Genomic DNA, 12,775 nt, shown 5'->3' on the forward strand with positions numbered 1-12,775 from the left:
GCGCACGGGAGACGGACGAGAGTCGTCGCAGTTCAAAATGTGTGAAGCCATCAGCCGATGTCGCGTTGGTAGAGACTTGTAGGCCACCGGGCATGCGGCGGGTCCGCGATATGTTCAAAGCCAGCTGTCTCGTAGTACTGCCGCAACCTAGGGTTGTTGCTCGCCGTGGCCAGCCGCAAATATCGGTAGCCGCGCTGAACAGCCTTGTCGGAAATCCAATCCAGGATGCGGTAACCGAGGTGAGCCCCGACCGCGTGGCGCGCGACGGCGAGTCTGGAGACGTAGTAGGCGGGAGCGTTATCCTCTCCCCAGAGTTCGTTGTCGCTGTCCGCGATTGCGAGGGTAGCGATCGGTCGGCCTGCCGCACTCACGAGCAGTGCTTCCCTTCGGGCGATCTGCCGTCTCACCGAGTCCGAAGGAAAGCGAGTCGGCCATTGCTCGATGCCACGGCTGCGCAACCACGCCGCCGCCTCAGCGAGTAGGTCGAGCACGATTTCCTCCTCGCCAGCTTCAGCGAGCTGGATGACGAACTCGTCGATCAGGGTTTCGGGGTGATGGATGATCGCCATATATGCAATCTTGACCTGCCTCGCAGCGGTAAGTGTGGCGGCCACCGCAACAGTGACCTCGGCATGCGGTCGTTTGCGCCACGCAACAACGCACGATCACCGCCACTTACTGCTGCGAGTCACACCCGAGTTGAGAGACGACAGCAAAATGTCAGTCGGGCGCGACAGGAAAGTGTCAGTTGGCTCTACCCCGCGATAGCCTGCGTGGACCAGCCGCCTGATGAGCAGTGACGCAGGTACTCGGCGATCAACACCGTGCGGCGGGAGTCGGAGAGAAGAGATCAGGTCTGTCTCTGTTCGGCACGGTGGACGACGCGGGGAGAGGCGGCGCCATCGACGAACATGCCATTGGTGAGCACCGGAACCGTAGTGGTGGTGTCCATTTCTGTGGCAACCGCGACATCGTTGCCGAACCCCATATCGGCCAGCTGACGGCCTGACGCGCATTCGAATACAAGACCCGGCACGTCGGTGATCCCGTCGTACAGCGCCTTGGCCGCCAACGCTTCCGCAGACAGCGGCGCCGCCCCTGCCTCGACCAGAGCGGCAACGACCATCCCAGCGCCGACCCAGTCTTCGATGGCCGGCCTCACAGCGTCCTGGCCGGGCCACTGTTCCCCGGCGGGAATGATCGCAATCGGCCGGTCGGCGGTGCCCCACCCCTGTTGGGTCAGCCACGCGGCGACAGCGCTGGGGTTGCGCAGGCACGCAGCGACCACCGGCACGCCCGAGACAGCCGCCGCGATCGCCGAGCCATTCGGTGACGGCAACACCAACCGGCGCGGCGCCGGTGCGCCCCTCAGTGCGGCCGGCGACAGCGACCAGGGTCGCTCCGGTGATATCGCGCGGCGCCCAACCGCCAAAGCAGCATCATGTCGTGCCGCGAATTCCTCCGCGCCACCGTCCCGCCACGGGCAGGGAAGCACCCCGGTCCCGGCGTCGACGGCTACCGATACCGCGGTGGTGAACGACAACACATCGACTACCACCAGCGCCGCGCTGTGTGGGCCCAACGTTCGGGCGCCGGCCTGGCCCCACTCGACCCGGACTCCAGCACCCGACTGCACAACCCACTCCACGGTATTCACCATATGGCTGAAGAGGCCATGATGAGAGTGGTTGCCGAGTGCTGGAACACTGTGCGCGTGAGGTTCTCGATCGTCCTGGTGCGCCACGCCCAGTCCGTCCCACCCACACCAGCCGGGCCCGGTGACTACCAGCGTCCGTTGACCGAGCCGGGTAAGGCCCAGGTGATCGGACTCACCGATCAACTCGCTGACATCAGGCCCAGCGCGATCGTGTCCAGCCCCTACCTGCGTGCTGTGCAAACACTCGAACCGGCTGCCCGACTGCTCGGTTTGCCGATCTGTATCGACGAGCGGCTACGGGAGTGGGATTCGGGAATCGCACCGGCTCCCGACTACGAGCGCCACTACGAGGAAAGCTGGGCTCGCCCACAGCGGGCACGCCCCGGCGCCGAGAGCCTGAATGAACTCACCGAGCGCGCGGTCGGCGCCCTGATCGACCTGACTGACTCTGCTGGTCAGCCGGTTCTCGTCGGTAGCCACGGCACATTCATATCTCGGGCGCTACTCGGGCTCGGCTGCTCCGGTATCAACTGGGATTTCCATCGCGCGATGCCGATGCCTGCGGTCTACCGGCTCGACTGCGGTGATAGCGGCATCCACGCTGTCGGGCCTGGTCTTTGACCCTTCCGCCGCGGCGACCTGCGCGAACGGCGGTCGCCCCGTCGACTTGTCCTGAAGGTTGCTGTGAGCCCTGGTTCTCAGGGGGTGGCCCAGAGGGCGAGAAGTCGAGACGGCTTGGTCCTAGCGGGGCTATCGCACCCGAGGGGCTGTACCGAACTGTTGGTGGGCAGGTGACGCCGGAATGTCGGTGAATAGAGGCTTCCTACCGGTGGGTACGTGGTCGAATTCTTCCTGAGAGTGGTCCAGTGGCCCGCTGTGTCGTGGTGCGGGCCAGCGATTCCGGGAGGCCGCGGGCGTGGTCGACGAGAGCAGGCGTGCATTGCGGCAAGCTGCTGCGGACCGATTGGCCCGGCTCGATTCTGCTGGCGCGCTGTCCAGCGACCATGTTCGGTTGACCGCAGAGACGGTTGGGGTTGCCGAGCGCACGGTGTGGCGGTGGGTCTCTGCCCGGCGAGCGGAGGCGGATCCGGTGCAGCGGGACCGGTTTCGCATCGATGATCGGTTGCGGGTGCGTTTGGCGTACTGGCGGGGAAATGCCGCGGCGCTGCATCGTGAGCTGGTCGCTGAGGCCGCCGGTGGGGGCCCGCCGGCGCCGGACCTTCGTACGGTGCAGCGGGCTATCCGGCGTGATCTGGCTCCGGGGGAAGTGGCCGGGTTGCGTGAGGGCGAGCAGGCGCGTCGTCGGTTCGATGTGTTCTTGAAGCGGCCCCCATCGTTCCGGAACGCGGTGTGGGAGGCCGATCACGTCGAGGCCGCAGTGCAGGTCGATATCGAGGGCCGGCTGGTGAAGCCGTGGGTGACGTGGTTCGTCGACGCGGCGCATGATGTGATTCTCGGGGTTGCGGTGACCGCGCAGGTGCCGAGCCGGGAGAGCATTCTGGCCGCCCTGCGAGCGGCGATATCGCGCAGGGATCCGTACGGACCGGCGGGTGGGCTGCCCGCGATGGTGCGGGTGGACCGGGGCAAGGATTTCTTGTCGCGGACGGTGGCCGAGGCGATGGGTGCGTTCGCGGTGGCGGTGGATGATCTGCCTGCCTATACACCGCATTTGAAGGGCAGCGTGGAGACGCTCAACGGCGCGGTCGACCGGATGCTATTCGCTGGCTTGCCGCGCTACATGCATCGCCAGACCGAGGCCAGCGGTGGCCTGGTGGATCCGGATCAGCCTGCGTTGACCTTCGCGGCGTTCGTCGCCGAGGTGCTGGCGTGGGTGCGGTGGTGGAATCGCGAGCACGTCATAGAGGAGTTGGGCAGCCGCACTCCGTTGGCGGCGTGGCTGGCCGATCCGACACCGATCGACGAGGTCGATGAGGACAGGCTGTGGATGTTCACCCTGGAAGACGACCGGCGCCGGCGCAAGATCACGAGCAAAGGCATCGGGTTCGGGCGCGGCCGCTACTACGTGGCGGAGTGGATGGTCGGGCGAGTCGGGGCGGCCGTGCGGCTGCGGTATATGCCGCACCACGACCACGAGGTCGAGGTGTTCGACGCCGATTCTGGCGCCCACCTGGGACGCGCGGAACTCGCTGATCAAGCGTCGGAAGCAACGAAGACCGCGGTGCGCCGCACTCGGGCCCGCAAGGCCGCGAGGCTGCGCTCGGACCTGTCGAAAGCCGAACGCGCACGCCGCACGCGGTATGCCGCCTCGACGACACCGGTCCCGGCCCAGCGGCTGGACGCGATGACAGCGGCGGAGGCGAGCCGGGAGCGGGTCGAGGAGCAGGACGTGGACCTGGCGCGGTGGTCGCGGCCGGATCTGATCGCGTTGCCGCCGCCGGCGCCGGGCTGGGTGCTGCCGATCCGACCCGATAACAATCCCCGCCGCAGCGGAGGAAACAGGAAACCCTCATGACCAGACCCTCGAACCCCAGCACGAATGGCGGCGCCGCGGCCGATCATTTCCTCGGCCTTGTCGGCGCGCACATCGTGGCCACCGATGCGCTGCTGCTGATGAAGGACAACCTGGCCGATGTGATCGAGGCCAAGGCCATGATGTGTGTCCACGGCGATGCCGGGGTCGGTAAGACGTTGTCGGTCAACGCCACGCTGCGCGAGCTCGCGCCGGACACGGTGTGCCGGGTGCAGTTCCGAGCTCGCCCGACGCCGCGCGATATCCGGCACACGCTGTTCGACGCACTCGCGATCGGCGGTGCACCGCCCCGCAAACCGATCGAGTTCGACCGGGTCCTCAAGGACGTGCTCTCGGAACGGTTCCGGGTGCTGGTCTGTGATGAGGCGCAGTGGATGTCGCGGGAGTGCTTCGAATACTGGCGCCACCTGTGGGATGACCAGCGCACCGATATCGCGATCGTGTTCGTCGGCGGCGGGGACTGCTACCAGGTGCTGCGCCGCGAGCCGATGCTGTCCTCGCGGGTGTACGTGTGGCAGGAATTCCGGCGGATGACACCGGAGCAGGTGCTGAGCGTGATCCCGGCGTTCCACCCGGTATGGGAGAACGCCGAGCCGGACATCATTGCCTTCGCCGACACGCACGCCGGGCACGGCAACTTCCGGGCCTGGGCCAAGATCACCTCCCACACCGTGCGCGCCCTGGACCGCATGCGGCGTGACCAGGTGGACCAGGAGGTGATGGGCTGGGTGTTCTCCAAACTGTCGGGCCTGTCGGGATGAACCAGTACCGCTGGCACGCCCGCCTCGCCGAGGAGGTGGCCGCCGAGACACCCGGGTGCCCGCCGATCACCGTCCTGCGCGACGGTGGCGATGACGCCGCGGTGACCCACGCCCTGCTGGATACGCACGACCTGTCACGCGGGGTGATCACTGTGCATCCGACACCGGCCACGATCTCCGGGCTCGCGCTGGCCGCCGATGTCCTGGCCGTGCTGGGTTGCTCATCGGCGCGGACCGTGCCGGAAAAGGTAGCCGCGGTGGAACCGGCCTCGCGAGCGGTACTCGCCTGGCTCTACGCCCACCGGATCCGGCACCTGGTGATACTGCGGACACACACCCTCACCACCGACCAGGTCGCCTGGCTATTGCGGCTGCGCCGATCCGGAAACCTGCACCTGGTCCTGGTCTGGCACTCACCACAGCCCATTCGCTGGGGCGCGGTCGAGGTGAACGAGCTACCCCACCACCTCACCGAAGACCTGGACACGGCACTCGGCGAGATCCTCGGCCCGACCACAGTGAAGGCAGCTGCCGCCCCAACGGCGGATAGCCGGGACCTGCCGCAGGTGCCCGATACTGGCGCCGGCACTTTCCGGTCCGATGCGGCCGCGCGCCTGACACCCGGAGGGTTCGAGCGCGTGGATGCCGTCTACACCCGGGCAGTCGACACCACCTGTGCGTGGATCGCCGAGCGCACCGGCCGGTCCTGCGAGAACGCCCACGCCGATGGCGGTGACGGGCTGTGGTTCGGCGCTGGGGACGCCGTCGTGGCCGAGCGGATACTCGAAGCCCTGCACGGCCGGCACGCTCGCCTGCGCACGCTCTACGAGCAGCGACCCGATACCGGGATCGCGAACTGGGTCGAAACCCTGGCCCTGTACCGGCTACTCGCCGCAAGTATCGCCGACAGTCCCGGAGCCAACACCACCGTCACCCGGCTCCGCGGTGTCCAGACCGCACTCGCCCTCCACGGCGTCGACCTGGAATTGCCACCGAACCTGGCCTACTCCGTGGGACCCGGCCTGACCAGCACGCTGGTCGATCAGGATGTCGCCGACCGCATCCGCGCCCATACCGTCAACCCGGCCTACGCCGCGGCCGCAGCGGTTCAGCTGTTCACCGGCGCCACGCTCAAAGAACTCAAGGCGATTCCCTGCGTCGCCTTCGCCATCGACGCCCTGATCTACGCCAGCCCGATCGGTATCGCCGACCCGGCACCGCTGTGCGTCTGGCCGGTCCCGCCCGCAGCGCGGCCACTGCTGGAAGCGGCGTGGCTGTTCCAGACAACCCGGCCCGAACCCAGCGACAAACTCCTCACCGGAGGCATAGGAGCCCTCGGCCAGATCCTGCGCGACACGCTCACCTCGGCCGGGCTGATCACTCCAGCACGCCACGGCTGGCATTACGGCTGGCTCTGGCAGACCGGGACACTCTGGTGCGGACGCCGGCCCACCCCGCCGAAACGCAAACACCAGTTCCGCCGAAACGAACCCACATTCCAGCGGCGGGTCTGGAACACCGGAGAGGTACCGATCGAGGAGAGAGCACCCTTCCCCGAACGAAGAGCCCTGCAGAAGTCAGAGTTCGCGAAGAGCTTCGCTGATCGCATCGGACAGAGGCAGTGCGGAGAACTCGGAAATGCGCACCCGGTCTCGTCCTATCTCCTTCCCGAGATCTCCAGCCCGGGGAGCCGACCGCGCCCGGGACAGGACGGCTTCGCTGTTCTCCCGGCCGTTCGCGGTCTGGAAGGCGACCGACAAGATTGTCTGCCAATCCGCCGGCCACCCCGGGTGTGGACCTTCGAAATCTGGCCAACGCGCCGCTATCGCTGTGTTCAGCGTCGGGAGTTGCTCGGCACCGGCCCACATCGGATCCAAGGCCAGGAACTTGACCTGACCGCATCGGCTGGTCATGGCCGCTGCCGCACACAACGGGCACGGTTGCAGCGAGCTCCACAACGTCCATCCGGTGTGGTCGCCGGGTGCCAGCTGGGCGAGCGCGTTCACTTCCGCATGCGCCAGCGCCGTTCCCACCAGCTGCCCCGGCGGGCCGTCCAGGTCGTGAAACCTGCTCCGCCCGAGCGCGACGGCTGTGCCCTCGGCATCGGTGAGCACGGCACCGACCGGAGGATTGCCCGCACGGAATGCTTCCCACCCCTGCTCCAGGGCCAGCCTCCACGGCAACTCCAACGCTGTCAGCTCCACCGGCGCGGCCACACCACGAGGATGCCATCATCATTCGCAGTTGCTGCGCTCTCTGCATCGACGTGGTCGATGCTGTTCAGGCCCTAAGCCTCCACCACTGTTCATAAACTGATGATTCTTGGACAGATGCGCCCGGAGTAATCGCTGTTCAGCGATGCTGGTCGGATTGATTTTGTCCAACAACCTTCTGTCTGTGAACACTGCCGCCGACAAACCCATACCTCATGCCGCCTCGACAGGATCTCCAGTCCAGACTTCGAGACCGGCGATCAGCCGAGCCCGCACGGCCGGTCGAGAACGGCAGGTTGGTTCTGTGTCTTCTTCAGCTCGACGGGCCGCTGTTCGGCGGGCCCAAGGCGGCCATGCCGGCTCCGATCCTCTGTGCCAGTTCGTCGAGCTCTGCCTTCTCGATGACGAGGTAGTCGGGTTTATCGACTGCGGCGAACTGCTGTTCGAGGAAGGGCGTCCCGGGCGGGAGCGGCGCCAGGTGCCAATGAACGTGTGCGACGCCTTGCATGCTGCCGAAGCTGAACACGTAGAGGCGCTCGGTAGGCGTGATCTGAGTGAGGACCCGACCGAGGCGATGGACGCGCAGCTGGAGTGCGAGGTAGTCGTCCTCGGTGAAGTCCGAGACTACATTCGTCGCGTGGCGGCGGGGCGCGAGCAGGCAGTAGGCGTAGAGGCGAGGCCAGGGCGGAAAGAACACAATGCAGTGTTCGTCACGGTAGGCGACGGTTTCGCGCGTGCGAGTTGTCTGCTCGTCGGCCAGTTCGCAGATGAAACACCGGCCGGCGGCGTTGTCGGCTTGGATTCTGTCTGCATAGGCGGAGGTATCGATCGTCGCGGTCGGCCTACCGCCGACGGTGCTGGAACTCCCTGTTCCGAGGCGTTGTGCCGATATGTTCTGTGGCTCCATGACTACTGTCGCTCCATTTCGTGGTTCGGCGGGGTCTTCGATCTCATGCATGGTCGCCGGCGAGGTCAGGCGGCTCATGTTGATGCCCAACCATTTCGCGCCCCTGGTTCACCATGGCATTGCGGGCGATGATCCGCGCCATGTCCTGCGACCCGACGAACACCCGTTCCACGCGCGACGAGGACGACCCGCAACAACAGGTGTTCGCCTCCGATCTGGCTCGGCGGCTCCACCTCATCGAGGATGAACCGGCATGGCGACTGCAGGAATCGCGGTATCACCCAGAGCCGGCTGTTCATTCACCGATGTATTCTTGAACGCTTGCTCTCGGACACGTCGCTGTTCAGCGATGTTCACCCGTCGATTTCGTGCAAGAAGCTCCCATTCGTGAACACCTTGCCGACGCCTGCTTCACGATGGCCGTTGTGATGCGGCCGGCGATGCTGGGGCCGGTCGCGGTTTCGTCGGCCTGTCGGGGGGTGGGTAGTCGGGCGCGAGGTGTGGGGGGTCGATGTGGCCGGGTAGGCGGTTGTCGCGGCGGGCTGTGAGGTATCTGTCGGTCAAGACGCAGAACACGACGGTCAGGAGCAGGGCCCAACCGAAGGTGACGCGCAGGTATTCGAGATTACGTCCCCAGTCGGGCCAGCGGTGGAGTAGCCATTTGTCGGGGGCGGTGAAGCCGAACACGGCCAGCCATGCCGGCCAGTTCCGGACCAGGGATCCGCGAAGTACGACGGTCATCAGCAGCGGGAAGATGAACATGGAGTAGTACTGCTGGCCCAGCGTGCTCAGCAGGAACTCGGCGGTCATCAGCACTCCGGTGGCGGTGCAGACGAAGAACACCTCGTCCTGGCGGTAGTAGCGGTAGAGCAGCCACAACGACACCGCGACCAGCACGGCGAACAGTATCCGCAGCGCCAGCACCAGCGGCGATGGAATTCCGTAGTAGAGAGCGTTTCCGGCGATGGAGGAGTTGAAATAGTCCCGTGCCTGCAGGCTGTAGGGCAGGGTGCGGGCAAGGTAGTCGGTCGGGTCGACCGACAGTGGCCATGCGATCGCGATGGCCGCGGTGGGAACGGTGAGCGCGGTCGCGACGGTCGTCCACTGCCGCCGTGCCGCGGCGATCAGCAACAGGGGCACCAGGGTCGGTTTGACGGTGATCGTCACACCGAGCACGACTCCCGCCGCGAAGTCTCGCCGCAGCAGCAGCAATCGGATGAACGCCACCTGGGCGAGGAAGGTGACCCCGTTGATGTTTCCGAAGTTCAAGGTGTTGATCGTGGCTTCGGAGGCGAACACCGCGATGTAGCAGATCGGGGCAACAGGCGAGCGCAGCGAGTAACCGAACACGCGCAGCAGCAGATAGGTCGCCGCGAGCAAGGCACCAGCGTTGACGAGGATGAAAAGCACCCGGGCAGCGGACTCCGGGAGCAGCCCCAAAGGTGAGAGCAGCAGTGTTGCGCCCGGAGAGTACAGATAGTGCGGGTTCACCCACGTCAGATTCCCGTCGTAGACCGGGTGATGGTCCAGAAAGGCCACGACCGCGTCGTAAACCGGATTGAAGTCGTCGGTGATACCGGGGTTCAGACCGCGCACCACCCCACTCACGACCATCACCACAGCCAGCGGCCACGCTATACGCCGGACCAACTGACCCACCGATACCGGATCGTCATTCCTCACCAAGCCCCGCAGCGCGGATGACTCCCCATTCAGTCGCGCGCCAAACGCGCTCACCCTCCCGGACATCGCTCGATTGTGCTCTACCGCCCCACGCCACGCGGCCCATGGCGGCACCACAGTCGTGTGACACCACCTTGTCACCACGCCGATCGACCGCTTCGCGCAACCTGGCCGTTCCCGCCCGCGCGTCCGTTTCAGCCCGAGTGTTCATTAACCAATGCATTCTTGGACAGCTGGTGCGGCAATAATCGCTGGTCAGCGAAAATTGCTGCAGGATGTCGTCCAATAACCGTCCATTCATGAACACTCACGCCCTTGCCGTGAGGGCGTGGCTGCCGATCTTGTAGGGTTCTGGCCAACAGCGGCGTGGTTCGGGGGTTGCGTTGAAGCGCATGAATTTACGGCGAGCAGGGCTGATGTTGGCTGTCGTCTTGGCCGCCGCCACGGGTAGCGCTGGTGTGGCGCATACCGATCCTGTGGCGCCGGCCGCCGTGGTGGCGCTCACGCTTCCTGTGCCGACCGGGCCGTATTCGGTGGGAGTCACCGAAATGCATCTGGTCGATTCCGGGCGCGCTGATCCGTGGCATCCGGATCAGCGTCGGGAGTTGATGGTCCAGGTTTGGTATCCCGCCATCGTGGATCGCGGGGCGTCGGCGGCGCCGTGGATGCCGCCCGGCGGCCGGCAGGCGCAGAACACCTACCTCGACGAACTCGGCGCGCCGGCGGGCAGCTGGGCTCTGGCGCCCGGCCACAGTCACCAGGACGCGCCCGCTCTGCCCGGTCACGGCCGGTTTCCGGTCGTGCTGAATTCCCCGGGGATGACCGACACCACCGGCTGGAGCACCGCCCAAGCCGAGGATCTCGCCAGCCACGGCTACGCGGTGGTGGCCATCAACCACACCCACGAAGCGTTCTCGGTCCACTTCCCAGACGGCCGGGAAACAGTGACCGAGGTGCCGCTGGACTCTCCGCAGGAAGTGCTACGCGACCTCCTGCTACCGACCCGGGTAGCCGATACCCGGTTCGTGCTGGACAGGCTCGCCGAATTCGCCGGCGGACAGGACCCGCAGCAGGTACTTCCGCCTGCCTTGGCCGCTCACCTGGATCTGTCGAGGGTCGGGATGTTCGGCCATTCACTCGGCGGATCGACCACCGCCCAGGCGATCCACGACGACCCCCGGATCCGCGCCGGGGTCAACCTCGACGGTCCGATCCTCGGCTCGGTCGCCGCCGACGGCCTCGACCGGCCGCTGTTGATGCTGGCCAGCGGGAGCTATCCGTGGTCGGGTGATCCGGGCTGGCAGCCGGGCTGGCCGAACAACACCGGGCTGAAAATCCCGCTGCGTGTGGAAGGCACCGAGCACATGTCCTTCTGTGACCAGCAAGCGATCCTGCCGCAACTCGCCGCGGCGGGCCTCATACCCGCGGACACCGCGACCCGGACTGTGGGCAGTATCGACCCGGACCGGTCGATCGATCTGCAGCGCGACTACCTGCGCGCTTACTTCGACGCCGTCTTCGGGCGAATCGGAACAGACATCGTCGAAACCCTCACCAGTCTGGCGCAACCGGAAATGCTGCCCCACCCCTGACTCGATCGATCACCCCAACGAGCTGTCATCGCATCGAGCACCAGCGGTTCAGCGTGTCGTGGTGGTGAGATAGTCGTGCCCGCCGACGAGGAAGGTGTGCCCGCTGGGGGCGGGGGTGTCGATCGCGGCGACGATGGCCGCTGCGAAGTCGTCGATGGTGGGCAGTGGTCCGTGAGTTCGGCGGGCGGCGACCGCGGCGGGATCGCGGCGTTCCAGCAGCCGGATGATGATCGTTCCGTCGATCATGTCGCCGGAGACCACGACGAACCCGACACCGCGGTCGGTGAATTCGGGGATCAGAGAGCGCAGGGCGTCCTCGCCGGCGCGTTTGCTCGCGGCGATCGGCTCGTACCCGTCGGGCAGCGGACCACCGTGGGTGTGGAAGTGCGCCTGGTGGCTGGTCACGAACACGATCCGCCCGCCGGGCGGTATGAGCGGCAGGGCGAGGGTGGCGAGCCGCACCTGGGCGTCGCGGTTGAGGCGCAGGGCGTAGCCCGGGGCGGCGCCGCGTTCGAGTCCGCCCGAGGCGTTCAGCACTAGCGCATCGAGCCGGCCGAACCGGTCGCGGACGTGGTCGATCATCTCGGTGACCGCGGTGTCGTCGGACAGGTCCGCCCCGACCGCCGAGGCGCTGCCGCCGGCACGGTTGATCGCGTCGACCACCGTCTGCGCTCGTTTGATCTTCTCGCGGTAGTTGACCAGGACGTGGGTGTCAGGGGCGGCCAGTTGCTGGGCGGTGGTGGCGCCGATACCGCGTGAGGCGCCTGTCACCAGCACGATTCGTCGCGGGGATGTGTCCGCTCGGTCCATCGGGTGTTCTCCTCACTCGCCCGGATGCTTCTAATCGAGAAGCAACTATGGTGCTTCGAAATGAGAAGCGCAAATGATCGCGGCCCCGCCGGGTCGGATGATGAGGCCGGCAACGCGGCGGTTCTGGCGGCGATCGAGCTGCTGGGGCAGCGGTGGATGCTGCGGGTGGTGTGGGAGCTCGAACCCGGGCCGCTCGGCTTTCTGGAACTGCGCCGCCGGATGGGCAACTGTTCGTCGAGCATGTTGTCGAACCGGCTCCAGCAGCTTCAGGCAGCCGGGCTGCTGGAGAAGCATGGCCCGAAGGGTTCTTACGAACTGACCATCGCCGGGGTCCGCCTCGGGGAAGCCCTGCAACCGCTGTGGGACTGGTCGGAAGTCTGGACCGATCGGCCCGACGACTTCCGCTGGCCCTGAACCGCCTCCGCGAGTGCGGTCGCGGCAACTCGGGCCGGAGGGGTAGCGGTCTGGCAGATACGCGGTTGCCGTGGTTGGAGTTCGTTCCGGATCGATTAGTGACCGTGACGGCGACGAGTGCAAGGATAACGCGCGGAACGTAATCCACGGATCTCCGGTGCCACACAGAGCAATTGGTGGCGTACGGGTGTTTGCCGCGACCGGCGGCGCGCACCCCGAGAGATGAACTCGCACACTGTCGAGCAGT

At 66.4% G+C, this 12,775-nt stretch carries 12 protein-coding genes; 6 read left to right on the forward strand and 6 right to left on the reverse strand.

Going from position 1 to position 12,775, the window contains the following annotated elements; genetic code table 11:
- Positions 1-50 precede the first annotated feature (50 nt).
- On the reverse strand, positions 51-569 hold the full coding sequence (locus NF4_RS35740; RefSeq protein WP_063131824.1) for a GNAT family N-acetyltransferase: 519 nt from the start codon (positions 567-569) through the stop codon (positions 51-53).
- Between the two features lie 281 nt (positions 570-850).
- Positions 851-1,660, reverse strand: a complete 810-nt coding sequence (locus NF4_RS35745) for a 2-phosphosulfolactate phosphatase (protein WP_063131816.1) — start codon at positions 1,658-1,660, stop codon at positions 851-853.
- Between the two features lie 54 nt (positions 1,661-1,714).
- Here NF4_RS35745 and NF4_RS35750 point away from each other — a divergent pair, with 54 nt between their 5' ends.
- The 3 genes from NF4_RS35750 (at position 1,715) to NF4_RS35760 (ending at position 4,909) form a co-directional block, all read left to right on the forward strand.
- Complete coding sequence (locus NF4_RS35750; RefSeq protein ID WP_157120799.1) at positions 1,715-2,278, forward strand: histidine phosphatase family protein; 564 nt, start codon at positions 1,715-1,717, stop codon at positions 2,276-2,278.
- A gap of 343 nt (positions 2,279-2,621) precedes the next feature.
- Positions 2,622-4,130, forward strand: coding sequence for a TnsB C-terminal domain-containing protein (locus NF4_RS35755; protein WP_084533844.1), 1,509 nt, complete (start codon positions 2,622-2,624; stop codon positions 4,128-4,130).
- On the forward strand, positions 4,127-4,909 hold the full coding sequence (locus NF4_RS35760; RefSeq protein ID WP_063131818.1) for an AAA family ATPase: 783 nt from the start codon (positions 4,127-4,129) through the stop codon (positions 4,907-4,909). Before NF4_RS35755 ends, NF4_RS35760 begins: the two co-directional genes overlap by 4 nt.
- Before the next feature lie 1,577 nt (positions 4,910-6,486).
- On the opposite strand, the gene NF4_RS40225 is transcribed toward NF4_RS35760, so the two are convergent.
- On the reverse strand, positions 6,487-7,125 hold the full coding sequence (locus tag NF4_RS40225; protein WP_084533847.1) for a nucleoside deaminase: 639 nt from the start codon (positions 7,123-7,125) through the stop codon (positions 6,487-6,489).
- A 310-nt stretch (positions 7,126-7,435) separates the two neighbouring features.
- Complete coding sequence (locus NF4_RS35770; protein WP_084533848.1) at positions 7,436-8,107, reverse strand: HIT family protein; 672 nt, start codon at positions 8,105-8,107, stop codon at positions 7,436-7,438.
- A gap of 35 nt (positions 8,108-8,142) precedes the next feature.
- Between NF4_RS35770 and NF4_RS35775 the strand changes: the two genes are divergently transcribed.
- Complete coding sequence (locus NF4_RS35775) at positions 8,143-8,346, forward strand: hypothetical protein (protein ID WP_063131820.1); 204 nt, start codon at positions 8,143-8,145, stop codon at positions 8,344-8,346.
- A gap of 94 nt (positions 8,347-8,440) precedes the next feature.
- Here NF4_RS35775 and NF4_RS35780 read toward each other — a convergent pair whose 3' ends face one another.
- Positions 8,441-9,643, reverse strand: a complete 1,203-nt coding sequence (locus NF4_RS35780) for a glycosyltransferase family 87 protein (RefSeq protein WP_232330810.1) — start codon at positions 9,641-9,643, stop codon at positions 8,441-8,443.
- A 485-nt stretch (positions 9,644-10,128) separates the two neighbouring features.
- On the opposite strand from NF4_RS35780, the gene NF4_RS35785 reads away from it, so the two are divergent.
- On the forward strand, positions 10,129-11,304 hold the full coding sequence (locus tag NF4_RS35785) for an alpha/beta hydrolase family protein (RefSeq protein ID WP_198165607.1): 1,176 nt from the start codon (positions 10,129-10,131) through the stop codon (positions 11,302-11,304).
- A 48-nt stretch (positions 11,305-11,352) separates the two neighbouring features.
- On the opposite strand, the gene NF4_RS35790 is transcribed toward NF4_RS35785, so the two are convergent.
- Complete coding sequence (locus tag NF4_RS35790) at positions 11,353-12,114, reverse strand: SDR family oxidoreductase (RefSeq protein WP_063131822.1); 762 nt, start codon at positions 12,112-12,114, stop codon at positions 11,353-11,355.
- A 60-nt stretch (positions 12,115-12,174) separates the two neighbouring features.
- Here NF4_RS35790 and NF4_RS35795 point away from each other — a divergent pair, with 60 nt between their 5' ends.
- Complete coding sequence (locus NF4_RS35795; RefSeq protein ID WP_063131823.1) at positions 12,175-12,528, forward strand: winged helix-turn-helix transcriptional regulator; 354 nt, start codon at positions 12,175-12,177, stop codon at positions 12,526-12,528.
- Positions 12,529-12,775: the final 247 nt, after the last annotated feature.

This window comes from Nocardia fusca NBRC 14340 (assembly GCF_001618425.1).
GTDB classification, from domain to species: domain Bacteria; phylum Actinomycetota; class Actinomycetes; order Mycobacteriales; family Mycobacteriaceae; genus Nocardia; species Nocardia fusca.